Annotated in this window: 20 protein-coding genes and 1 tRNA gene; 4 read left to right on the top strand and 17 right to left on the bottom strand. The window is 45.2% G+C overall.

The features are described from left to right. Positions 1-215: 215 nt before the first annotated feature. Complete coding sequence (locus ACXAGV_RS17520) at positions 216-2,318, top strand: S9 family peptidase (protein ID WP_474874337.1); 2,103 nt, start codon at positions 216-218, stop codon at positions 2,316-2,318. A 93-nt stretch (positions 2,319-2,411) separates the two neighbouring features. On the opposite strand, the gene ACXAGV_RS17515 is transcribed toward ACXAGV_RS17520, so the two are convergent. The 6 genes from ACXAGV_RS17515 to purE all read right to left on the bottom strand — a co-directional run bounded on the left by ACXAGV_RS17515 (position 2,412) and on the right by purE (position 6,839). Further along, a complete protein-coding gene (locus tag ACXAGV_RS17515) occupies positions 2,412-3,593 on the bottom strand; it encodes a PQQ-dependent sugar dehydrogenase (RefSeq protein ID WP_474874336.1) in 1,182 nt (393 codons plus the stop codon). Between the two features lie 210 nt (positions 3,594-3,803). After that, positions 3,804-4,277 (bottom strand): Dps family protein, encoded by a 474-nt coding sequence (locus tag ACXAGV_RS17510; RefSeq protein WP_014948101.1) that lies wholly within the window; start codon positions 4,275-4,277, stop codon positions 3,804-3,806. Positions 4,278-4,463: 186 nt separating this feature from the next. Continuing rightward, on the bottom strand, positions 4,464-5,009 hold the full coding sequence (locus ACXAGV_RS17505) for a copper chaperone PCu(A)C (RefSeq protein ID WP_474874335.1): 546 nt from the start codon (positions 5,007-5,009) through the stop codon (positions 4,464-4,466). A gap of 66 nt (positions 5,010-5,075) precedes the next feature. Continuing rightward, a tRNA-Thr gene (locus ACXAGV_RS17500) sits at positions 5,076-5,151 on the bottom strand. Positions 5,152-5,211: 60 nt separating this feature from the next. Then, the gene (locus tag ACXAGV_RS17495) at positions 5,212-6,348 is read right to left on the bottom strand and encodes a 5-(carboxyamino)imidazole ribonucleotide synthase (RefSeq protein WP_474874334.1); all 1,137 of its coding nucleotides are present in this window, start codon (positions 6,346-6,348) and stop codon (positions 5,212-5,214) included. Further along, complete coding sequence (purE, locus tag ACXAGV_RS17490) at positions 6,345-6,839, bottom strand: 5-(carboxyamino)imidazole ribonucleotide mutase (RefSeq protein ID WP_014948098.1); 495 nt, start codon at positions 6,837-6,839, stop codon at positions 6,345-6,347. Before purE ends, ACXAGV_RS17495 begins: the two co-directional genes overlap by 4 nt. Before the next feature lie 278 nt (positions 6,840-7,117). Between purE and nhaA the strand changes: the two genes are divergently transcribed. Continuing rightward, the gene (nhaA, locus tag ACXAGV_RS17485) at positions 7,118-8,392 is read left to right on the top strand and encodes a Na+/H+ antiporter NhaA (protein ID WP_474874333.1); all 1,275 of its coding nucleotides are present in this window, start codon (positions 7,118-7,120) and stop codon (positions 8,390-8,392) included. Here the strand turns inward: nhaA and ACXAGV_RS17480 are convergent. The 4 genes from ACXAGV_RS17480 to trxA form a co-directional block, all read right to left on the bottom strand. Further along, a complete protein-coding gene (locus tag ACXAGV_RS17480; protein WP_474874332.1) occupies positions 8,354-11,185 on the bottom strand; it encodes an ATP-binding protein in 2,832 nt (943 codons plus the stop codon). The two genes, nhaA and ACXAGV_RS17480, sit on opposite strands and share 39 nt — an antisense overlap. 22 nt (positions 11,186-11,207) lie before the next feature. Further along, the gene (locus ACXAGV_RS17475) at positions 11,208-12,506 is read right to left on the bottom strand and encodes an amidohydrolase (RefSeq protein ID WP_474874331.1); all 1,299 of its coding nucleotides are present in this window, start codon (positions 12,504-12,506) and stop codon (positions 11,208-11,210) included. 228 nt (positions 12,507-12,734) lie between these two features. Next, a complete protein-coding gene (gene rho / locus ACXAGV_RS17470) occupies positions 12,735-14,000 on the bottom strand; it encodes a transcription termination factor Rho (RefSeq protein WP_014948094.1) in 1,266 nt (421 codons plus the stop codon). Positions 14,001-14,271: 271 nt separating this feature from the next. Next, a complete protein-coding gene (trxA, locus tag ACXAGV_RS17465) occupies positions 14,272-14,598 on the bottom strand; it encodes a thioredoxin TrxA (protein WP_012517074.1) in 327 nt (108 codons plus the stop codon). Between the two features lie 100 nt (positions 14,599-14,698). Between trxA and rhlB the strand changes: the two genes are divergently transcribed. Both rhlB and ACXAGV_RS17455 read left to right on the top strand, forming a co-directional pair. Then, positions 14,699-15,988 (top strand): ATP-dependent RNA helicase RhlB, encoded by a 1,290-nt coding sequence (gene rhlB, locus ACXAGV_RS17460; protein ID WP_474874330.1) that lies wholly within the window; start codon positions 14,699-14,701, stop codon positions 15,986-15,988. Positions 15,989-16,023: 35 nt separating this feature from the next. Continuing rightward, complete coding sequence (locus ACXAGV_RS17455) at positions 16,024-17,535, top strand: Ppx/GppA phosphatase family protein (RefSeq protein WP_474874329.1); 1,512 nt, start codon at positions 16,024-16,026, stop codon at positions 17,533-17,535. 92 nt (positions 17,536-17,627) lie between these two features. On the opposite strand, the gene hemB is transcribed toward ACXAGV_RS17455, so the two are convergent. From hemB to tatA, 7 genes are read right to left on the bottom strand one after another with little or no spacing between them, the layout of a single operon-like run. After that, positions 17,628-18,638: a porphobilinogen synthase gene (hemB, locus tag ACXAGV_RS17450; protein WP_474874328.1), complete on the bottom strand. Its 1,011-nt coding sequence runs from the start codon at positions 18,636-18,638 to the stop codon at positions 17,628-17,630. Continuing rightward, the gene (locus ACXAGV_RS17445) at positions 18,635-20,533 is read right to left on the bottom strand and encodes a sensor domain-containing diguanylate cyclase (protein ID WP_474874327.1); all 1,899 of its coding nucleotides are present in this window, start codon (positions 20,531-20,533) and stop codon (positions 18,635-18,637) included. The genes hemB and ACXAGV_RS17445 overlap by 4 nt, the downstream gene beginning before the upstream one ends. A gap of 12 nt (positions 20,534-20,545) precedes the next feature. Next, positions 20,546-21,322, bottom strand: coding sequence for a TatD family hydrolase (locus ACXAGV_RS17440; RefSeq protein ID WP_474874326.1), 777 nt, complete (start codon positions 21,320-21,322; stop codon positions 20,546-20,548). Then, on the bottom strand, positions 21,323-21,862 hold the full coding sequence (locus ACXAGV_RS17435; protein WP_474874325.1) for a hypothetical protein: 540 nt from the start codon (positions 21,860-21,862) through the stop codon (positions 21,323-21,325). A gap of 25 nt (positions 21,863-21,887) precedes the next feature. Then, positions 21,888-22,643: a twin-arginine translocase subunit TatC gene (gene tatC / locus ACXAGV_RS17430; protein WP_474874324.1), complete on the bottom strand. Its 756-nt coding sequence runs from the start codon at positions 22,641-22,643 to the stop codon at positions 21,888-21,890. Further along, the gene (gene tatB, locus ACXAGV_RS17425) at positions 22,644-22,943 is read right to left on the bottom strand and encodes a Sec-independent protein translocase protein TatB (RefSeq protein WP_014948087.1); all 300 of its coding nucleotides are present in this window, start codon (positions 22,941-22,943) and stop codon (positions 22,644-22,646) included. Next, complete coding sequence (gene tatA, locus ACXAGV_RS17420) at positions 22,943-23,188, bottom strand: Sec-independent protein translocase subunit TatA (RefSeq protein ID WP_474874372.1); 246 nt, start codon at positions 23,186-23,188, stop codon at positions 22,943-22,945. Before tatA ends, tatB begins: the two co-directional genes overlap by 1 nt. Positions 23,189-23,359: the final 171 nt, after the last annotated feature.

Here is a 23,359-nt window from a genome sequence, read left to right as displayed (position 1 = left end):
GCGTTGTTAAACGTTGCGCTTAATGGTGGGTATATTCTTTTAACGGACAATCCAGCCTCTTCATCGCACACACTTTACATATAAGAAACGAAAGCGATATGGTTGAGAATAAGGTTCGCACTTACTAAATTAGCGCTAGCGTTAACATTTAAAGCACGACTGCGAACACATTACCTATCGCGCTTAGCGCAAAAAGAATAACAAAAGGAACAAACATGTTTGTGTCTCGTTTCCCCCTTCGCCCTATACAACAAGGCTTATTAGCTACCTCGACAGCGTTATCACTGTTAGTCTTAGGCATGAGCCAGGCCTGTGCACTACAAGATTCTGATCCAGATAGCGTGAATGCGTTAACGTACGAAGATACCTTTAACTTAGAGTTTGTCACTAATCCTCAATTCCTCGACAAGGAAACGGTTATTTATTCTCGTCAGAGCATGGATATCATGACTGACGGGAGACAAAGCCGGCTGTGGCAAGTAAATATTAAATCCGGCGAGCACCGGCCGTTTATTGGTGTAGATGAAAACTTGTCACAGGCTACCTTATCGCCCAACGGTAAAATGGTGGCATATACAAAATCGGTCAACGGCCGCGCACAAATCCATCTCTATTATTTAGATACCATGCAGTCTGTGCGCTTGACCAACACCAGCGAAGCACCTCGTCAGTTAACCTGGTCTCATGACAGCAAAACCTTAGCCTTCACCCTGTTTACCGAAGAAAAACGAAAGCCGTTGTTTACCGGCATGCCGAGTAAGCCTAAAGGAGCAAAGTGGGCTGAGCAAGGCACCTATATTGATGCGGTGCAGTATAGAGGTGACGGACGAGGCTACTTGCGTGAAGGCTTTGACCAGATATTTATTCTGCCTGTTGAAGGCGGTACGCCGCGTCAATTAACAACGGGGAAATTCCCTAGCGGCGGCACCCTTTCTTTCTCTAAAGAGAATGACTGGATTTATTTCGCCACACCACAACGAGAAGACTACGCGCTGCACCCTTTGTTTAGCGACATCTATAAAGTGAATGTGAATACAGCGGCAGTTGAACAAGTTACCGATATCGAAGGGCCTGAAGGTAGACCAACCTTGAGTCCCAACGGAAAATACCTTGCGTTTACTCAGCTCAACGACAGAAAGCTTTCTTATCAGAATGGCGACCTTGTGGTACTTGAGCTTGAAAGTGGCGACATCACCCGTTTAACTACGTCACTAGATAGAAGCTTAGGCAAATTTGAGTGGCGCAAAGACAGCCGAGGATTAATCTTTTCTTACCTTGATCATGGCGAAACTAAACTTGCTACAGTGAACCTGAAAGGCGATGTGAAACCTATCGACGTTAGCATAGGTGGACAAGCTTTTGGACGCCCTTACACGTCGGGTGATTTTGCAGTTAGTGATAAAGGCGACATTGTTTACACCACGGCAAGCCGTACTGTACCTGGCGACCTGGCGCTTTATAGAAAAGGCAAAGACGATACACAACTTACCGATTTAAACAGCGACGCACTTGGTCATAAAACGCTGGCAGAAGTACAAGATCTTTCAATAGTATCGAGTGTTGACGAGCTATCTCTCGACGCATGGATTGCATTGCCCCCTGGATTTGATAGCAGCAAAAAATACCCGCTTATATTAGAAATTCACGGCGGCCCACATGCTGCCTACGGCCCTCACTTTGCCATGGAAATTCAGCTGATGGCGGCGCAAGGTTATGTGGTTGTATGGTCCAACCCAAGGGGCAGTAGCTCTTACGGTGAAGACTTTGGTAATTTGATCCACCATAACTACCCATCAGAAGATTATAACGACCTAATGGATGTGGTAGACGCTGTCGTTAAGCAAGGCTATGTAGATTCAGAGAACTTGTTTATTACTGGCGGCTCAGGCGGCGGAACCCTTACCGCATGGTCCATCGGTAAGACTGATCGCTTTAGTGCAGCTGTTGTCGCTAAGCCGGTTATTAACTGGATGAGCTTTTCATTGACTGCCGACGCATACCCGTACTTTAGCAACTACTGGATGGCAGATATGCCGTGGACTATCGCGGATAAACTCTGGCAGCGTAGCCCTTTGAGCTTAGTGGGCAACGTGGTAACGCCCACTATGCTGCTAACCGGTGAAGCCGATCATCGTACACCAATCAGCGAGACAGAGCAGTATTATCAAGCGTTGAAGTTACAAGGTGTAGATGCTGCGATGGTGCGAATTCCAGGGGCTTCACACGGCATTGCAAGTCGCCCTTCTCGCTTAATACAGAAAGTAGGAAATATTGTGGCGTGGTTTGAGCGCTACAAGAAAGATAACGACAGCGAATAAGTAAATACCAAGCCCGCAGTCTTTATAAATAAAAAAGGCGCTTACTTCACAATGAACAATGAAGTGGCGCCTTTTCTCATTCCACGTCTTACGCTATTTAGTCAGCTTTAATACTTTGCCGTTAGGTGCATCGGTCAGTAAGTAAATAGCACCATTTAGCCCCACTTCTACGTCGCGAATGCGGTCGTGATTGTCGCGAACATACTCGAACTGCTCATCGGGCTTTCCATCTTCTACCTTGATACGGCGAAGGTGCGTAAACTTCAATGACCCCACCAGTACATCCCCGTTCCATTCTTTAAACATTTCACCTTGGTAGAAAGTTAGGCCGCTTGGTGCAATAGACGGGTCCCAGTACACCCATGGCTGCTTCATGCCATCCATATGGGTTTTGTCGCTGATAATATCGCCACTATAGTCAACGCCATAGGTAATCACAGGCCAACCGTAGTTTGCACCGCGCTCAAGGATATTGATTTCATCTCCACCTTTTGGGCCGTGCTCCATCGCCCATACCGCGCCGGTTTCAGGGTGAATAGTAACGCCTTGCACGTTGCGGTGACCATAGCTGAATATTTCGGGGGCTTTGCCGTCTGTGAAAGGATTATCTTCTACTGCGCTGCCGTCACGGTTTATGCGTACAATTTTACCGAAGTGGTTATCGGTGTTCTGCGCTTCTTTCATATACTTATAGCGATCGCCCATAGTGACGTACAAATGCTTTTTAGCATCGAACGCTAAACGACAGCCAAAGTGAAAGCCGTTATCGACGATTGAGTCGGCACTAAAGATAACGTCAACATTTTCAAGGCCTGAGTCGGTAAGCCTAGCCTTTGCAACACTGCTACTGCTGCCCGGCTTGCCCTCAACCTCACTCGCTTTGCTGTAACAGAAGTAGATAGTGTTGTTGCTGGCAAAATCCGGGTCGATAGCGATGTCCAACATACCACCTTGGTTTTGCGCAACCACTTCAGGCACATTGTTTAAACGCCCTGATAACTTACCGTCTTTCGACAAGCGCTGAATGCCACCTTCACGTTCCGTAACTAGCAGATCGCCATTTGGCAAAAATGCCATTCCCCAAGGATGAACAAGCCCTTCAGCGAGCGTGGTTACGGTAATATCGCTGTCGGTGATTTCATGCGCTTCGCCATGTTTATGGTCTCCGTGAGCTAAAGCGGATTGGCTGATCGTAAGCGCCAATACACAAGTAAGTGACTGCGCTAGCGCGCTCACAGGTTTGAATGGTAAAGCTAAAATAGTTGATGGTTTCATCGCTAGGAGCCTCATTTTAAAAAGCCGTGTACGCGTTAACACAGGCTTCTTCTATTATTTTTAGTGGTAGGCAGTATACAAAAAAGGGCACAGCGCTGCTGTACCCTTTGTGATAGTTTTACTCGCTTATGCGATAAAAGCGACTCGCTTTAAGACGCATGATGAACATCAGCTGATACACTTATATACATGCTTCATTTATCACGCGATTTACTTCGGTAATGTTGCGCGAAGCATCCACGCTGTTTTTTCGTGAACGCGCATACGATCGCCAATTAACGCTGCAGATGACTCATCGTCTGCGTCTTGCGCTAGCTTTAACGATTCACGGCAGGTTTTCACAACTTGCTCATGACCGTGAGTTAACAATCTCACCATTTCCGTCGCTTCAGGTACACCTTCCACTTCTTCAATTGAACTAAGCTCAGCGAACGACTTATATGTGCCCGGTGCAGCAACACCTAGAGTACGAATACGCTCTGCAATTTCGTCTACCGCTTCGGCAAGCTCTGTGTAATGCTCTTCAAACATTAGGTGCAATTCACGGAACTGTGGACCTTCTACGTTCCAGTGAAAATTATGCGTTTGAAGGTACAAAGTGTAAGAGTCGGCCAATAGCTTTTTAAGGCCTTCTGCTACTGCGTTACGATCGCTCTCAGAAATACCAATATCAATCTTGCTCATGTCACACTCCTTAACGTTAAAACCCTTTTTAGATTTACCTTCAGTCCATTCATCGGCGCTGAAAAATCTTGGTTTAAATAATATAAGTTAATAGTACTACAGAAATTTTGATTTAGATTAACGGTTTAGTTGATTGCATTCATCGCATTAATTGATGACTTTATACATTCTGCCTCAGCCACTCTATTAATGGTGGTGATGGTGGCTTTCGCCCGCTTCTTTTTTAACAGGTAGCGAAACCTGTTGTTCGCTCGCATCGCTAAATGTGAGGGTTAGTGCTACTTCGTCTCCCTCTTCTAATCCTTTGGTCAGCCCCATCAACATGATATGACGGCCGCCTGATTCAAAAGAGACCATTTCGCCCGCTTTTATTTTAACGCCGTCAGTTAGCTCACGCATTTTCATCACGTCTTCCTCCATCACCGTTGTGTGGATTTGCGCTTCACTTGCTACATCGCTCGATACTGAAACAGACGTCAGTGTTTTATCGCTGTCACTATGATTATGCAAAGTAAAGTACACTGCGCCGGTTTTTGCCAAAGCAAAGGTCGCTCTGGCATAACCATTCATTACCATTACATCTGATTGCTTACTGGCGTGCTTGTGCTGCTCTTTTGGCATGTGATGGTTATCATGGTCGTTGCCATGCGCGTAAATAGTCGCAGACAAGCTTAAAGAAAATAAGCCAGTTACGATAACTAACGGTTTAAGTGATTTGGAAAAAAATGACATACAGTCTGCTCCGAATGAATAATCGTAAGCAAGTGTACGTAAGATTGGCATAGGAAAAAAGAAAAATGGTGCCGACTGCCGGAATCGAACTGGCGACCTACTGATTACAAGTCAGTTGCTCTACCAACTGAGCTAAGTCGGCACACTTTAAAAACCGCTGCCTAGACAGCGGATGCGTATTCTAGCGATAAACGCGTGGGTGTCAACCTTTTAATCGCGTTGCTTCACCAACTAATTTTGGGAAGTACTCCAGTGGTAAATATTTGCTCAATGCCATGAGCTTCTCACCCAAGCTTTCATAACTATTCGTGGTGACATTGATGTGTCCCATCTTGCGCTTTTCACGAACAGATTTTCCGTACCAGTGAAGATGACTGCCATCGATGCTTAGCAAATCGCGCGAGAAGCTGCTGCAACCAATAATGTTGACCATAGCGCTTGGGCCAATGGCTGACGTGTCACCAAGAGGCAATCCACAGACTGCACGCAAGTGATTTTCAAACTGACTGGTTACAGCGCCCGACTGGCTCCAGTGCCCAGAGTTATGTACACGAGGAGCAAGTTCGTTTACAAGTAGCTTGTCGCCTACTTGGAATAGTTCCACAGCCAGCACACCGACGTAGTTCATACCCTCAGCAAGTTTCACAAAAATATCGTGAGCCTGGGCCTGAAGTGCATCATCAACGTTAGTCGCTGGTGCAACCGACACATGAAGTTGACCTTGGTGATGCAAATTTTCAGCAAGTGGATAGGTGCGTACGTCGCCATTAGCATTGCGTACACCGATTAATGACAACTCTCTGTCGAAAGCCACCATTTTTTCAACCACTAAAGGCACGGCCTGCAAATCTAATCCCTGAAGGGCATTTTTTAGTTCAGGTAAATCAGCCTCATCACTTAGACGCCATTGACCATATCCGTCATAGCCATCGCGGCTAGCCTTAAGAATAAGTTTACTACCCAACTGCATTACACAATCGTCTAACTGGGCAAGGTCGGTAACTATTTGGTGCTCACAATTTGCCACCTGCATGCTTTCAAGCAGCTTTTTCTCACGTACGCGATCGGCGCCAACAAGAATGCTGTCAATATTTGGCATCAACTTGTTTGTTTTCGCCGCGTCTTCAAGAAGCCTTTCAGGTACATGCTCAAATTCTACGGTAAGAGCATCTGCACCTTCTAGTGCTTGAGCAAGTGAGATTTCAAGAGGGGTTTTGCTAACTGGATGTACAACGGTATCGTTGTTTACGTCCACAGCTTGAACGTCAATACCTAACGGGCTTCCCGCCAGGTACATCATTTGAGCAAGTTGGCCTGCGCCGTAAACGACTACTCTCATTCATCTAGCTCCAACGTATTGCTTGAAGCAAGTACCGTATCAGTTTGCGATTTTCTAAAAGCGATAACGGCATTGCGTACGCTTTCATCTTGCAGCGCAACAACTTGTGCCGCGAGAAGACCCGCATTTGCTGCACCAGCCTCACCTATTGCCAGTGTACCTACCGCAACACCTTTCGGCATTTGAACGATAGAAAGCAGTGAGTCTAATCCGTTGAGCGCTTTTGATTTAACCGGGCAGCCAAACACAGGCAAATGCGTGTGTGCAGCAATCATACCCGGTAAGTGAGCTGCGCCGCCTGCGCCAGCAATGATTGCGCTAAAACCTTCATCTGCAGCGCTTTCTGCAAACTCTACTAGCAAGTTGGGTGTACGGTGCGCCGACACCACCTTCGCTTCAAATTCAACACCAAACGACTTCAGCATTTTTGCGGCCTGCTGCATAGTAGGCCAGTCTGAAGTTGAACCCATTACAATCGCGACTTTTGCCATCTAGAGATCCTCGGGGTAGGTAAAGTGGACAACCTTGGAAAGGCCGCGATTGTAGCGTAAAACCGTTCAAAATCCCACCGTAAATGGCGTCAATTATAGCGCCACTCACTTAAGGGTTGTTGAGGTTACTCTCCTGTAAGGGTGATCTATCTCTTCGCTGTCAGTCGTATTAACTATAATTAATTTATGTAGAAAAGCTGCCTGACTACACGGATTAACGAACGCTTTTATTTCCACACGTTGCGACGTTGACCATGAACGGGCGTTAGAGGTTATTGATGACAGATAAGCACGAACCCGACGTACTTGATGAGGTGATAGAAGAAGTACAAGACGTGGTCTCTGACTTCTTAAATCGCGAAGCCGCTCCCGGCATATTGTTAATGGGTGCAACGATTCTTGCGCTCATTATTGCTAATTCTCCCCTAGATACGCTTTACGATCATTTAATCAGTATGCCGGTACAAATATCAGCCGGTACGTGGGCTATCGATAAGCCATTATTGCTGTGGATTAACGACGGGTTAATGGCGGTGTTCTTTTTTCACGTGGGTTTAGAGCTGAAGCGGGAAATCTGCGAAGGTGAATTGGCCAATCCCCAAAATATTATTTTACCCGCAGCGGGTGCTGTAGGTGGTATGGCACTACCCGCCTTGATATATGTAGGCATCAACTGGGACAACCCCGTAGCCATTGCAGGGTGGGCAATTCCCGCCGCTACTGACATAGCGTTTGCATTAGGTATTTTGGCGCTACTAGGTAGTCGAGTACCTACGAGCCTGAAAGTTTTCTTAGTCACCCTAGCTATTATTGACGATATCGGTGCTATCGTAATCATTGCCCTGTTTTACACCGAGCACATTACAGCGGGTGCGCTGTATATTGCTGCAGGTTGTTTATTGCTGTTGTGGCAAATGAATAAACGCAATGTGGTAGATATTCCGCCTTATGTTTTTGTGGGAATAATACTGTGGGTAGCCATGTTGAAGTCAGGCGTTCACGCCACACTGGCAGGTGTCGTACTTGCTGGCTTTATTCCTATGCGGGATGAGAAAGACGAGTCTTATTCTCCTGTAACGCGACTAGAGCACGGTTTGAATGGCTCGGTGAGTTTCGCAATCCTACCTTTATTCGCCTTCGCTAACGCCGGTATAAGTTTTGGTAACATCAGTCCGGAGGGTATTTTCCACCCTGTTACCTTTGGGATCTTTCTTGGCTTGGTTGTGGGTAAACAAATTGGCGTATTCGGTTTTTGCTACTTAATGGTGAAGTTAAAGCTGGCTAAGTTACCAGAGGATCTTAACTTCAAGCATATCTATGGCTGTGCGCTACTTTGCGGCGTTGGCTTTACAATGAGCTTATTCATTGGGGGACTGGCCTTTGCACAGACAGGTATCAATCAAATTTTTGACGAGCGTGTGGGCATTTTAACCGGCTCTCTCGTCTCGGCGTGCTTAGGGTATATTGTACTGCGATTCGTTAGCAAAGCGCCGAGCGATAACACTGATGTAGCCTCAAACGCGAGCAAGTTCACGGGCAATACAGTCAAATAGAACCTGCTTGCGGATAGGCTTACTTAAATGCGCATTCATGCCTGCTTCTAAGCAGGCATTTTTGTCTTCGATAAACGCATTGGCGGTTAAAGCGATGATCCTGACCGTGTCTTTATTCCTGCCTTCACTACGAATAAGTTTCGATGCAGTATGCCCGTCCATGATGGGCATTTGGCAATCCATTAAAATCACATCGAAATCGTGTTTTTTTTCTGCGGCCACTGCGTCTTGCCCATTTTTAGTTCGAAGACACTTTATATTCTCTGACTTGAGCATTTCCATGACGATGTCTGCGTTTATGTCATTGTCTTCTGCAAGTAGCACACGAATTGCGCTAGGCAAGGATGGAGGCGCTTCACGCTGCTCTTGAATACCGTCCTCACAGATTGTGGCTGGGATATGGAAAGTGAAGCTAGTTCCTACATCTAACTGGCTTTCAACGTAGAGTTCACCACCAAGCAATTCGATCAGCCCTTTTGAGATGGCCAGGCCAAGACCGGTTCCCCCATAGTGGCGCGTAGTCGATGCATCTGCTTGCTCGAATTTCTCGAAAATAAGGTGTAATTTGTCGGGTGCAATTCCGATTCCACTATCAAGGACTGAAACTTTCAACCCTTGATGGGCATAACTCACGTTAACTGATACTTCACCTTCATTGGTAAATTTTATGGCGTTGCTTAGTAAATTATTAAGTACTTGAGCGACTTTGCCAGCATCAATGTTCAAGACTTCTGGCACATCGCTGCTAATACGAAGCGTAACATCATAGCCTTTTATTTGTGCAGTGTGGCGATAAAGCTCACAGGACGCTGTTAATAATTCTCGGATGTCGCAACGCTGAATGTCACAGAGCATTTTCCCAGATTCGATTTTAGACCAATCTAAAATGCTATCCAAAATAATCAGAAGATTCGTCGCTGAGCGAGAGATAGTTTTTGCCCTCACAGCGACATGCTCAGGTAACTCATTGTCTAGCATTAAATCACACGAGCCAACGATACCGTTCATTGGCGTTCTTATCTCATGACTCATATTGGCAAGAAACTGAGTTTTGGCCACATTTGCGGCTTCAGCCTCTTTCAAAGCTAGCGCTAAATGCTCGGTTTTTTCCTCTATGCGCTGCTCTAAAGACTGGTTTAATTCATTAAGTTCTTTATTTAACTCTTGCTCCACTTCCTTCGCTTTTTTAAGTTCGTCAAACGCACAAAGCAGGCGAGCCTCCAAGCCCATAAACTCATCGCTTAGTGACGAAAGCTCTTGGATGTGCAACGCTCTTTGCGGCGCTTTGTTTCCATTTTTTTGATTAGGATCGAACTCAGCAATGTAACGGACAAGTCGGCGAATAGGCGCACCTACCATTTTGGCCACCACATATCCCGTAAATGTCCCAAAGGCAGACAAAGCCAATAACAACAGGAGGTCCTTTAACAAGTAACTGCTCATGGAGGCGTGTAAAAGCCGCTTATCGAAGTAATAGCTAACCTTCCAATTGGCAAAAGAAAGGTTTTCGGTGAACCTTAGCCACTTTCTACTTTGGGAACCGGAATCGCTCTTAGCTTCTTCAACTTCGACGCCACAATTAGGTTCACACGAGTAAAACGGCGCTTTGGTCAGCGGTTTCATCGCTAGCGCATCAGATGCATAAATCACCTCTCCTTTTTGATCTTCTATCAGCATCAAAAATCCGCCAAGGCTCAGGTCATCAATTGCGTTAAAGCTTTTTAAAGATAGTGAACCTTCTACAATACCTTTGGGTACTCCGTCACTATCTAAGATTGGCGCAGATAAAGCGACAATGGGGTCGTTACCGAAACCTCGGCCTTGAAAAACATTGGACAAGAATGGCGTGCCTGACTGCATTACTTCGTAAAAATAAGGACGATAAGACACGTTAGGTAAGCCATTTTTTCTCGCCTTTTCCAGCATACTTGGCGGATAAGCGTGTGTGATGTCGCCGCTTTCATCTGCTACTAGAAAGGTTAAAAACTCAGGGTTGTGCGACGCAACAATTTGTAAATTAGCGCTGGCCGTTGTTTCTAAGCTATTTTTCGATGCAGAATTTGAAAGAACTTGCGCTGTACTGATTATGGCGTTTTGATGATGACGTATAAAGTTTGAGAGCTGAAACTCAAGCACTTTCACCCGCTGCTTCATGTAGCTATGGATTTGTTGTTCTTGCTGATGTTGGAACAAGCTGACTGATAGATAAATGACGGCCATAGAGGCAACGAAGAAGCAACCCGCAAAGAAGTATCCGAAAAGAAAATGAAGTGTAATACGTTCCGATTTGTTAGAGGTTTGCTGTTTAAGACCGTATATGGCCAAATATGCAAAATGACCAATAACCAGGCCAAATACACCGCTCACCCAGGTCACTAAAACACCTGAGAACAACATATTAGCGTTATCACTATCGTAAAGAGAGTGTTCTAAAAGCAAAATTGGCAAAAAGACAATAGACCAAAAACCTGCGCCGACTTTGATCACTTGCCTCAGCGATTTGTCATAACCGAAAAAACTTAACACTATTGGCAGTAAGGTGAGGCTTTCTTTCCCCACAATACTCCCGTCGTTTAGCCACATTGGAAGGCTTATTAACAGCGCAATGGGAATAGATAAATATGGGGAAAAACGAAGCGATGCGTATACCGCAGCACCCACGCCAAAAGTCGCAATACCCGAACTATCAAAAGGCGGATTGAGCGCGTTTAACCCAGCGCCAAGTATGCATACAAGTAGTGCTTGAAAGGCCAGAGACCATGAAAAAGAAAATGCATTACTACCTATTTTCAACGCATGTCTCCAGCGAGTCGATTTAGTGTTGAGCAATGTAATCTAGAGTGAAGTTCGTAAGAAGCTTCACACCTAATTTCATGCCTTCATCGTCAACATAAAATTCCGGTGTGTGATGAGCAGGGCTTTCTTCTTCAGAGACGTCTAATGGCTTACCGCCTACCCAAACATATAAACCTGGAATTTGTTCTTGGAAAAATGAAAAGTCTTCCGCACCCGTGACCGGCTTAGAAAGCAATGTGTTCTCAACGCCAGCGGTACGCTGCATAGTAGGCAGCATAGCTTTTGTCAGCTCTGGGTCGTTGTACGTAATGGGGTAATAGTAATCTAGGGGTAGCGTAAGTTCTGCTTCTGCGCCCATACTCTCTGCTATAGCCTTTACTTTGCGCGGAAGCGACTCGTAAATGTGATCGCGCGCGGCTTCATTGAGCGTACGGATTGTGCCAACCATTTCTACTTCATTAGGAATAATGTTTGAACGGTTGCCGCCATGAATAGACCCAATAGACACGACAGCTGCATCGTCAATCAATTTCAGTTCACGACTGACGATGGTCTGAATAGACATGATCATTTGCGCGGCTGTAACCACAGGGTCTACGCTCTTCCAGGGATAAGCGCCATGAGCTTGCTTACCGTGAATGACGATTTTAAATGGGTCTACCGCGGCCATGGTACCGCCCGCGTTGTAACGTACTTTACCAACATCGGTATTAGCATTGATATGCAGGCCAAAAATAGCGTCTACATCTGGGTTTTTAAGTACACCTTCAGCGACCATAACTTCAGCCCCGCCTTTTTCTCCAGCCGGTGCGCCTTCTTCTGCAGGCTGAAAGATAAACTTCACTTTGCCTTTTAGGTCGCCTTTAATTTCCGTGAGAATTTTCGCCGCGCCCATAAGCATTGCCATGTGAGTGTCGTGACCACATGCGTGCATAACCGGTACTTCTTTTCCGTTATATTCGCCCATTTGCGTTGAGCGGTAGGCTAGGTCGTTTTGCTCTTTTACAGGGAGTCCATCCATGTCTGCACGTAAAGCAACGACTGGACCTGGCTTACCCGAGTCTAAAATAGCTACGACACCAGTTTTTGCTACGCCGGTTTGCACTTCTAAACCTAAGCTTTCAAGGTAGTCAGCTACATATTCAGCGGTTTTAAACTCGCGATTCGACAGTTCAGGAAATTCATGAAAGTGGTGACGCCATTTGATTACGTCAGGTTCTACTTTATTGGCTAATTCATCTACATTGATTTGAGTAGCATGCGAACCAGACACACAGACCAGCCCTGCAAATGCAAGTGACAGCAATTTCTGATACATAACATTTATTTCCTTTGGTGTTTTTAAACAGAGTAAATCATCTCAGGAGAGAACACACCACTGAACTAACGATTGCTGTTAAAAATCAATAGGCAAGTGAAAATACCTTAATCACAGGCCAGAAGGTATTAGACTGAAGTATAAGAAAAGCCATTTGCCGGTGCAAAAAATAAAAAAGGCGCCGAATAGCGCCTTTTCTTTTAATATCAACTTGTTACCAAGTTTTCATTAACTCTTTTGTCTACGCATCGCGTCAAAGAACTCATCGTTTGTCTTGGTCATGGACAACTTACTGATAAGGAAGTCCATAGCGTCAATTTCTGACATTTCGTGAACGATTTTACGAAGGATCCACATTTTCTGAAGTTCGTCTTGTGCCGTAAGCAGTTCTTCACGACGGGTACCTGAGCGATTAAAGTCGATAGCCGGAAATACACGTTTTTCCGCGATTTTGCGGTTAAGATGTAATTCCATGTTGCCTGTACCTTTAAACTCTTCGTAGATAACTTCATCCATCTTAGAGCCGGTATCGATTAGCGCTGTTGCGATAATAGTTAAGCTACCGCCTTCTTCAACGTTACGTGCGGCACCAAAGAAGCGCTTAGGCTTGTGTAGTGCGTTTGCGTCAACACCACCGGTAAGTACTTTACCTGATGAAGGAATAACCGTGTTATACGCTCGCGCAAGTCGAGTGATTGAGTCAAGCAAGATAACCACGTCTTTTTTGTGCTCTACAAGACGCTTCGCTTTTTCGATAACCATTTCAGCCACTTGTACGTGACGGCTTGCAGGTTCATCGAACGTTGATGCTACTACTTCACCTTGTACAAGGCGGTGCATTTCGGTTACTTCTTCTGGACGCTCGTCAATCAGCAATACCATTAACTCACAATCTGGGTGGTTAGCAGCAATTGACTGGGCAATATTCTGAAGAAGAAGGGTTTTACCGGCTTTAGGTGGCGCTACGATAAGACCGCGCTGGCCTTTACCGATTGGCGACGCCAAATCCAGTACACGAGCCGTAATGTCTTCTGTTGAGCCATTACCACGTTCCATACGCAAGCGGTCTGCTGCGTGAAGCGGTGTAAGGTTTTCAAAAAGGATTTTGTTACGTGAATTTTCAGGCTTGTCGAAGTTAACTTCGCGGATTTTTAGCAGGGCGAAGTATCGTTCACTGTCTTTCGGTGGACGAATTTTTCCAGCAATCGTATCACCTGTACGCAGGTTAAAGCGTCGGATTTGGCTTGGCGATACGTAAATATCGTCTGGTCCTGCAAGATACGATGAATCAGCTGAGCGTAGGAAGCCGAAACCGTCCTGTAAAATTTCTAATACCCCATCACCAAAGATGTCTTCACCGCTTTTTGCGTGCGTCTTTAGGATTGAGAAAATGATGTCTTGTTTTCTGGCGCGCGCCATGTTTTCCAGGCCCATTTCCTCGGCCAGGTTAACCAACTCGCTTATTGGTTTGTTCTTTAATTCAGTTAAATTCATACTGGTGGGTCTTTGTGCTTGAACTTCGCTTACAGGACTTAAAGTCACTCTGTTCTAGTTTAGATTTGATATCACCCGGATATGGGCGTAAGCAGAATGCTGCTCGGATGAGCGCTGTAGAAAAGTTAGCACTATATTTAACCAACGTCCAGCGTTTTACCGCCCAATTGTTAAATAAATTGTTGCGCCCTTTTCTGAGATGGAATGCAAGTGCCTGTGTTTTAAATAAAAACCGGTGCTTTATTCGCACCGGTTTTTTGTTTTATAGCAATTAAAGATTTTCGTTAAGAAACTCTGTTAATTGAGCTTTGGATAACGCGCCAACTTTAGTTGCTGCAACGTTACCATTTTTGAAAAGTAGCAATGTAGGAATACCACGAATACCATATTTAGGTGGAGTTTCGTTATTTTCATCGACATTCAACTTGCCAACTGTTAACTTGCCATCAAACTCGGTCGCAACTTCTTCCAAGATTGGTGCGATCATTTTACACGGGCCACACCATTCGGCCCAGAAGTCAACCAGTACAGGACCTTCAGCATTGATAACATCTGCTTCGAATTTATCGTCAGATAACTGGATAATTTTGTCGCTCATTCTTTTCTCCATTATTGGTCTGTCGCTGATTTGTCTCAGCCCGACCATAAGTGTTATATAGAAACTGTTTTTTAATGCAAGCACTGATAAGCTATAAGCTATGCCTACTCACTTAACTGATACTCACTTTTCTGACCTGCCGATTAACGGCAAGGTTGTTGACGCCTTGGCGGCAGCTAATTTTTCACATTGTACACCAATTCAAGCACTTGCACTGCCTCCTTTATTGGAAGGTCACGACATTGCAGGTCAGGCTCAAACCGGAACCGGTAAAACCATTGCCTTTTTGGTGGCTACATTTCACTATTTGCTAAGCAAAGCAGAAAATGCAGATAACAGCAAATCAAATGGCCCTCGCGCAATTATAATGGCGCCGACCAGAGAGCTTGCCGTACAAATCTATAACGACGCCAAACTGCTTAGTGAGCATACTGGATTGTCGCTTGGTTTGATTTATGGGGGCGAAGGTTACCAAAGTCAACGTGAAACGTTGGAAGAAGGGGTGGATATTATAATTGGTACGACAGGACGCATTCTTGATTACTACAAGCAGAATGTGTTCACACTGAAGAATATTCAGGTGGCCGTACTTGATGAAGCCGATCGCATGTTCGATTTAGGCTTTATTAAAGATATCCGTTTTTTATTCCGTCGTATGCCTCCTGCAAGCGAACGTTTGAGCATGCTATTTTCAGCAACGCTAAGCTATCGCGTACAAGAACTTGCCTACGAGCACATGAACAACCCGACCCACGTTCAGGTAGCGCCAGAGCAAACAACGGCAACTCGCGTTTCTCAAGAGCTATTTTATCCATCTGATGATGACAAGATGCTGCTTCTTCTAACATTGCTTGAAGAGGAGTGGCCAGAAAAAGCGATTGTGTTCGCAAACACGAAGAACAGCTGTGAAAAAGTCACAGACTGGCTAACCGCTGATGGACATCGCGTGGGCTTGCTAAGCGGTGATGTACCACAGAAGAAGCGCCTGGGGATACTGGAAGACTTTACCAAGGGTAACCTTGATATCCTGGTGGCAACCGACGTTGCAGCGCGCGGTCTCCACATTGACGCGGTAACGCACGTATTTAACTACGACTTACCTGACGACGCCGAAGACTATGTACACCGTATTGGTCGTACTGGCCGTGCAGGACAAAGTGGTGTTGCAATTAGTTTCGCGTGCGAAAAATACGCACTAAACTTACCTGCTATTGAGCAATACATTCAAAAGGCAATTCCGGTTACCGATTACGACCGCAGCGCCCTACTTGACGATGTAACACCACCTAAGCCACGTAGAAGACGTACGCCTAACAATAGAAACACTTCACGCCGTGGTAACGGTAGAGGCCGAGGAAAGCCCCAAAGCCGAAACAACAGAGCGCAATAATAAAGCGTAAGGTATTTTATAAGAAACGAGATTTTATGCAGGCAGAACTCCAGCACGACGCACAGACCTACGGCGAGTACTACGCCGCTGTAGATTTGGGCTCTAACAGCTTTCACATGGTGATTGTTCACGTTGTTAATGGCAGTGTGCAAATAATAGGGAAAATTAAGCAGAAAGTGCGCCTGGCGGCAGGTTTAGATGATGACCTAGCACTGGATGACGTAAGCATGGAACGCGGCTGGCAATGCCTGCAGGTATTCTCGGAACGCCTGCAGGACATCCCTCCCTCAAACATAAAAATTGTTGCTACCGCTACGTTGCGACTAGCAACTAATGCACATATTTTCATTCGTAAAGCAGAAGAGATCCTTAATCACAAACTTGAAGTGATTAGCGGTGAAGAAGAAGCCCGACAAATTTACCTTGGTGTAGCCTATACATCCGCCAACCAAGGCAATAGCTTGGTTATTGATATTGGCGGCGCGAGTACCGAAATCATCATCGGTAACGACATGCAACCGATTCATCTGAAAAGTTTGGATATGGGCTGCGTGACTTTTATGGAGCGTTATTTTACAGGCGGTAAAATAACTGAAGGTAATTTCAAAAACGCTAAGCAAGCAGCGCATTCGCTCATTGCTAGTGTATCGAACGCTTTCTTATGCTTTGACTGGGAAAACTGTTTAGGAGCATCTGGCACGCCGCAGGCCATTACCGAAATTTTGGTGGCCCAAGGCATTAGCGACGCAATCCGCTTAGACTACCTGTATCACCTTGAAAAGCAATGTATTGAATGTGGCGGTATTAAAAGCCTTGATATTGACGGATTAGAAGACAACAGAAAAGCTATTTTCCCTTCAGGCTTAGCCATTTTAATCAGCCTGTTTGAAGCACTAAATATTAAGCACATGAACATTTCTGGCGGAGCCCTGCGTGAAGGACTTATCTATGGAATGTTAGATAATGTCACAGAAAACGATAGACGCCAGCAAACGCTTAACCAAGCAAAGCAGCGTTATCATATTGACAAAAATCACGCGAATTCCGTTCGCCATGTGGCACTTGCGCTATGCCATCAGCTTTGTGCTCAACAAAATATTTGTCACTTAGATACGGAAACCATTTTAGGTGCTGCTGCGCAGCTACATGAAATCGGCCTTCATATTGAATACAAGCGCCACCACGAGCATGGGGAATATATTCTTAGCCATATTGATTTACCCGGTTTCACTCGGTTACAGCGTTCAGCTATTCGTGATTTAGTGGCGCAACATCGCTTAGCCATTAACGCGGAAATTTTCGCGAAGTATCACGAAGACTACCGCCCAATGCTAAAAGGCTTGCTTCGTGTACTACGGATAGCCGTTGTCCTTTGTCTACGCCGCCAAAACAAGCACATTCCCGAAGTTTCGTTATATTGCGAAGAAAGTAAGTGGACGCTTACTTTCCCTGAAGGCTGGCTAAAGTCGCACCCACTAATTAATGCAGAGCTAGCAAACGAATGCTGGCTTCAGCATAAAGCTGGCTGCGAGCTCGTTTGTAAGTAACTACTTACAAACAGCTAGAGGAACAAAAAAGTAATATGAAAAAAGCCGTGCATTGCACGGCTTTTTTGTTGTCGAACCTTTGATTTTTGATATTACTTGTCGTTTTGCTTCGCTAGAAGCGCAGCAGCTTGCGGAGCGAAATAAGTCAGAATTCCATCGGCGCCAGCGCGCTTAAACGCTAATAATGATTCAAGGATCACTGCGTCTTCATTTAGCCAACCGTTAGCAAAAGCAGCTTGATGCATAGCGTATTCACCACTCACTTGATAGGCGAATGTGGGCACTTTAAATTCGTCCTTACAGCGGCGAACTACATCTAAATACGGCATACCTGGCTTCACCATTACCATGTCAGCACCCTCTTCTATATCAAGCGCAATTTCGTGGAGTGCTTCATCGGTGTTGGCAGGATCCATTTGATAGGTTTTCTTGTTGCCGCCCTTTATATTTGCAGCGGAGCCGACGGCATCGCGAAACGGACCATAGTAAGCAGAGGCGTATTTTGCCGAGTAAGCCATAATGCATGTATTGATGTGCCCCGCTTCTTCTAATGCCTTGCGAATGCTACCAATACGTCCATCCATCATATCAGAAGGCGCAACAATATCAGCGCCAGCTTCAGCATGCGATAACGCTTGCTTAATAAGCACTTCGACTGTTTCGTCGTTCATCACATAGCCCGTTCCGTCTAAAAGGCCATCTTGACCATGAGATGTAAATGGGTCAAGTGCAATATCAGACATCAGCATCACTTCAGGAAACGCCTTTTTAAGCGCTCTCATAGCTTGTTGAGCAAGCCCTTCTGGATTGAACGCTTCACTTGCACACTCGGTTTTAAGCGACATGGGTGTTACAGGGAAAAGCGCTATCGTTCTAATACCCAGCTCTACCCATTTCGCCGTTTCTTGCACTAGCAAGTCGATAGAAAGTCTTTCCACACCCGGCATAGAAGGTACGGCTTCACGCGTATTTTCACCGGGCAATACAAACACGGGATAGATTAAATCATCCGTAGTGAGCCTGTGCTCTGCAACAAGCCCTCTTAGCGCATCTTTAGCACGCAACCTACGCATACGACGGTGAGGGAAAGATGAAGACATCATAATTTTTCCTGTAAATGTTTGTGTATTACCGTGTTGCGCCCTGAAGCTTTTGCTTCATACAGGCACTCATCAGTAAATTTAAAAAGACTCTGCGCGTGCTCTTCGTCAGCAATAATGGTGGTAGATACACCTGCACTCGCGGTTAGCTTAATGATTTCACTCTCGTATTCAAGAGGGCTGTTTTCAAGGCTATGTCGAATACTCTCGGCTACGTGATACGCGCCATCCAAGTCTGTATTAGGCAATATAATGGCAAATTCTTCACCCCCTATTCGACACAAGTCATCTGTTGGGCGATGGATGAGTTTTTGAAAAACCTCTGTCACGTGGATTAAACATGCGTCTCCCCCGTCGTGACCATACTCGTCGTTAATATTCTTAAAGTGATCCACGTCAATAATAATCAGCGATAAAGGCGTTTGCTCACGGCGGCTTCGTCTTCCCTCTGAGCGTAATCGTTTGTCGAAGTGTCGACGGTTGTGCGCGCCTGTGAGTGGGTCAATCGCATTAAGTCGCTCTAGCTCTTGATTAACCTCAGAAAGCTCACGCAGGGTTATCTCTAATTCAAGTGTTCGTTCCTGAACTTTGTATTCTAAATCGTCTTGGTAGCGCTTTTGCACTTCCAACAGCTTTTCCTTAGCGGTGCTTGCCTGCTTTTCTTGCTCAAGGGCAAACTGCTGGGCATTAATTAAGTCGTCTCGACTGTGACTGTAATTAGTAGCAAGAATGAGCGCCAATATAAGCGCTTCAACCGTGCCACCAACAATCAGCAAGTTGTTAGACGAAATAGGCAACTGGATGATATTTACATTATCTAGACTGGCCGTTAATCCACTCACTAATAGAAAACCCCAAGCGATTGTGAAATAACGGGCTACCACCTCTCCTTTAAGTGAAAGCCACAGGCCCAGAGACAAAGTAAAAATAACCACGAGGCTTAGCAAGAAAAGAAATGCTTTTATCATTAACCAATAAGGAAGGATGAGACCTGCGATGATACTTAAGCCACATACCCAACTAATCGCTTTGGTCACGCGGTCTAGTTTTTCACTGTACTCCTTTATAGGCAAAAGACTACGGGTAAATAACGCGGCAAACATAATAGTAGCGTTTGCAAAAACGATAATTGCCTTACTTTGAAACCATGTACTTGCAGACCAAATATAGGAGAATCCGTAGCCGTGTAGCGTCATCAACGTAAGTGCGAGGTTGACCACGTAACCTGCATAAAATAAGAAAGACACGTTTTTTGTGGTTAAAGTCAAAAACGCATTACTCACTCCCATAGCGATTAAAATGCCGAAAAAGATGCCAAGTACTAAGTTTCTACTTGATGTGTATTCTATAAACTCAGTTTCTTCCCAGATACGGATAGGGAGGCGAATAGTGCCCGATGTTTGCATCTTGATAATAACGCGCTGAGACTGCGCACTGGCAGGCAAAGGGAACAAGGGCTTAACGTGTGTGATGGGCCTATCGTCAAAGCTTTGCCCATCTCCACTCGAGTAAGTCACAATGGGTTTACTGCCCACTTGGCTATATACGGCCACATCAAGTTTATCTATTAATGGGTAGTCGATGTGCAAAAGTGCGCGACTTTGGTTGCTCTGCGTTGGCTCAACTATCATCGAAAACCAATAGACACCGGTATCCATTCCTAAGTTTACTGGAGAGGAAATTGGAGACCAATCATTCGAGGGCGTTTGTATAATATTATTAAAGTCGAACGTTCTTCCGCTCTCCTCTTTTAAGTAACTTAACTGAGAATAACGGGATGATAGGCTTGTCGCTGGAGACAAGTTCATCAATACAAAGACAAATGCAACAGCAGCAAGAACTGTAATGAGAATAAGACCCGCATCATACTTGCGCATCGCTTTTAGATTTGTCTGCATATTAACCTATGGTTAGCTGAGAGAAAATAACTCACAGGCATTAGCATAACTGCTAATACGTAATTTATCAGTCTCAACTTGCAGATATTCGCCTAATTGCTGAGCGATATGAGGCAAGAATGCGGGCTCATTATTGCGTTTTCGAGGGCGCAACGTCTTCGGAAATAAGTACGGTGCATCGGTTTCAAGAACAAGTCTGTCAAGCGGTATGTGTTTTACGGCATCACGTAAATCTTCGCCACGTTTATCGTCACACACCCACCCTGTTATGCCGATATAAAGGCCTAGGGACAAATACGCTTCTACCTGTTCCGCTGTGCCTGTGAAGCAGTGGGCTATTCCCCCTTCCAAGCGCGGCATATATCGAGTTAACAAGCTGACTTGTTCGCTAAAGGCATCCCTTTCGTGCAGATATACGGGGAGATTCAACGATACCGCTATATCCAGCTGGGCCTCAAAAACCGCTAATTGAACGTCCTTAGGTGAAAAGTTACGGTTAAAATCAAGCCCGCATTCACCTACGGCAACACATCCTTCCTGTTTAGCGAGCTCGCGTAACCGCTTATAATCGCTTTCTGTAACGTCTTTGGCGTTATGCGGGTGCACACCAATAGTGTAACAACATTGACTTGGATACTTGTTATAAAGCGCCGCTGCGGCATCCCATTCACTAGGATGCGTAGTGATAATGCAGAGTTTTTCTACCCCTGCATCTTTTGCACGTTGAATAACTTCATCAGCGTCAAACCGCTTATCAAGCAAGTTGACACCAGCATCAAACCAAGACATTTATTTTACGCGTTTCACTTTAATGCGCTTATTTAGGCCTTCAACGCTCAAGTAAAAGGCGCCAAGAAGGCCGCGTTCGATAGACACAACTTGCCCTTCCTTTAGCTTCAAGTAAGTTTGATCAGTTTGCTGCCAAACAGAACCATCGCTGAACGTAAGCACATACTTATCGCGCAGGTTTTTCTTGATTGCGTTAATAGTAACGGCAATTTCAGAGGCCGCTTCAGTCAAGTCGCGCTTGTGCTCCAAACCAAAATCATTCTTTGGCTCTGACGGTTGAGCTTGCTGAGCAGCAGGCGCAGGACGCGAGTTAGCCTGAGCGCTATTACTTGGTTTGTAAGCCTTCAGTTGGCCAACCTGCGCATTAACGCCATCGTATTGATTTAACGACTTCGCCACGCCGTCATAGCACATTAAGCGCTTAAGGCTGTTATCGGTTTTGCGGCATTTTTCCATCGCATCGCCGATAGACTCAGCGTGCACATGAGGTGCACTAAAAGCACACAGTAAAGTGGCAATAGAAAGCAGTTGAGTTTTCATTTTTATTCCTTTCTCTTCTGAACTTTTATGTGTTGTCAGGGGTTTGCGTTTCGCCCTCATCTTTTGGCGTTTTACCTGCATAAAAACCTCCTACGATGATACCAACTTCAAACAACAGCCACATGGGAATAGCCAGTAACGTTTGAGAGATCACGTCAGGCGGTGTGAGCAGCATGCCAACAACAAAGGCCCCTACAACCACATAAGGCCGTTTTGCTCGTAGCGACTTGGCATCTGTTACCCCAGTCCAACACATAAGAATAATAGCTATAGGTATCTCGAATGAGACTCCGAATGCGAAGAAGAGTTTCAACACAAAGTTTAAGTAACTTGAAATATCGGTACTTACAGTAACCCCTTCAGGGGCAACGCTAGTGAAGAACGCAAAAGCGATGGGGAAAACAACAAAATAGGCAAAAGCCATACCGGCATAAAATAACAAAGTACTTGATAGCAGCAGTGGCGCAACCAGACGCTTTTCATTTCGATACAAGCCTGGAGCAACAAAGCCCCAAACCTGATAGAGCACATAGGGAATAGCAATGAAAAATGACAATACTAAGGTAAGTTTAAAAGGTGCGAAAAAAGGTGAAGCAACATCGGTTGCAATCATGCTCGCGTTCTCAGGAAGTGTTTCAAGCAGAGGCATGGCCAACAGCTTATATAAATCCTGTGCAAATGCGGCAAGACACACGAACACAATCAATACGCTCAAAAGTGCTTTGAGAATACGACTGCGCAATTCAATTAAATGAGAAATAAGGTTATTAGCGTCAGACATCTATTGCTTTTTATAAGGTTCTTGAACCGACTCTGCAGCTTTTTTCAGCTCATCGACGCTCTGTTCAAGTTCAGGTGAAAGATCTTTAAGCCCTTGCTGCTCTGCTTTTTTCAAATTTTCATGCAATTCGTGCACGCGCAACTGATGCTCAACCTCTTGCTTAAAGCCTGTTGCCACATTACGTACGCTACGAATTGTATTTATAGTTGAGCGCATGGCACCCGGCAATCTTTCTGGCCCTAAAATAAGCAGCGCCAGTACACCGATAACCAATAGCTCCCAAAAGCCGATATCGAACATTAGGATTTTTCTTTAACGTCGCTCTGCGTCTTAGTTGAAACAGGCTCTGCTGCTGACTTTTCTTCAACTTGCTTCTTTTGTTCAAAGTCTGCGTCTTTGTCTTCTTCGGTGACTGCTTTTTTGAAGCCTTTGATTGCGCCGCCTAAATCAGTACCTATACCTTTAAGGCGCTTTGTACCAAATAAAAGCACTACAATAACCAGTACAATCAGCAACTGCCAAATACTAATACCACCCATAAAAATAATCTCCCTTACATAGTTGAGCACAGTATGCCATTGCCCGCTGTTGCTTTCACCTGAATATTTGCCTGAATGAATAAAGATTGACGTTTTACTAATGACACTCCATGCTCTCTATATCTTAAAAGCGAATAGTAGAAACATTCAACTATTCTCATTTTTACAAGGAGTTAG

The sequence above is a fragment of the Alteromonas sp. ABH4_453 genome (assembly GCF_056160665.1).
This window is presented reverse-complemented; position numbering and strand designations above follow the sequence as displayed.

Excerpts from the sequence above, each read along its gene's own strand:
- ACXAGV_RS17520 (WP_474874337.1), top strand. The coding sequence starts at position 216 with ATGTTTGTGTCTCGTTTCCCCCTTCGCCCTATACAACAAGGCTTATTA.
- ACXAGV_RS17515 (WP_474874336.1), bottom strand. The coding sequence starts at position 3,593 with ATGAAACCATCAACTATTTTAGCTTTACCATTCAAACCTGTGAGCGCG.
- ACXAGV_RS17510 (WP_014948101.1), bottom strand. The coding sequence starts at position 4,277 with ATGAGCAAGATTGATATTGGTATTTCTGAGAGCGATCGTAACGCAGTA.
- ACXAGV_RS17505 (WP_474874335.1), bottom strand. The coding sequence starts at position 5,009 with ATGTCATTTTTTTCCAAATCACTTAAACCGTTAGTTATCGTAACTGGC.
- ACXAGV_RS17495 (WP_474874334.1), bottom strand. The coding sequence starts at position 6,348 with ATGAGAGTAGTCGTTTACGGCGCAGGCCAACTTGCTCAAATGATGTAC.
- purE (WP_014948098.1), bottom strand. The coding sequence starts at position 6,839 with ATGGCAAAAGTCGCGATTGTAATGGGTTCAACTTCAGACTGGCCTACT.
- nhaA (WP_474874333.1), top strand. The coding sequence starts at position 7,118 with ATGACAGATAAGCACGAACCCGACGTACTTGATGAGGTGATAGAAGAA.
- ACXAGV_RS17475 (WP_474874331.1), bottom strand. The coding sequence starts at position 12,506 with ATGTATCAGAAATTGCTGTCACTTGCATTTGCAGGGCTGGTCTGTGTG.
- rho (WP_014948094.1), bottom strand. The coding sequence starts at position 14,000 with ATGAATTTAACTGAATTAAAGAACAAACCAATAAGCGAGTTGGTTAAC.
- trxA (WP_012517074.1), bottom strand. The coding sequence starts at position 14,598 with ATGAGCGACAAAATTATCCAGTTATCTGACGATAAATTCGAAGCAGAT.
- rhlB (WP_474874330.1), top strand. The coding sequence starts at position 14,699 with ATGCCTACTCACTTAACTGATACTCACTTTTCTGACCTGCCGATTAAC.
- ACXAGV_RS17455 (WP_474874329.1), top strand. The coding sequence starts at position 16,024 with ATGCAGGCAGAACTCCAGCACGACGCACAGACCTACGGCGAGTACTAC.
- hemB (WP_474874328.1), bottom strand. The coding sequence starts at position 18,638 with ATGATGTCTTCATCTTTCCCTCACCGTCGTATGCGTAGGTTGCGTGCT.
- ACXAGV_RS17445 (WP_474874327.1), bottom strand. The coding sequence starts at position 20,533 with ATGCAGACAAATCTAAAAGCGATGCGCAAGTATGATGCGGGTCTTATT.
- ACXAGV_RS17440 (WP_474874326.1), bottom strand. The coding sequence starts at position 21,322 with ATGTCTTGGTTTGATGCTGGTGTCAACTTGCTTGATAAGCGGTTTGAC.
- ACXAGV_RS17435 (WP_474874325.1), bottom strand. The coding sequence starts at position 21,862 with ATGAAAACTCAACTGCTTTCTATTGCCACTTTACTGTGTGCTTTTAGT.
- tatC (WP_474874324.1), bottom strand. The coding sequence starts at position 22,643 with ATGTCTGACGCTAATAACCTTATTTCTCATTTAATTGAATTGCGCAGT.
- tatB (WP_014948087.1), bottom strand. The coding sequence starts at position 22,943 with ATGTTCGATATCGGCTTTTGGGAGCTATTGGTTATCGGTGTACTGGCG.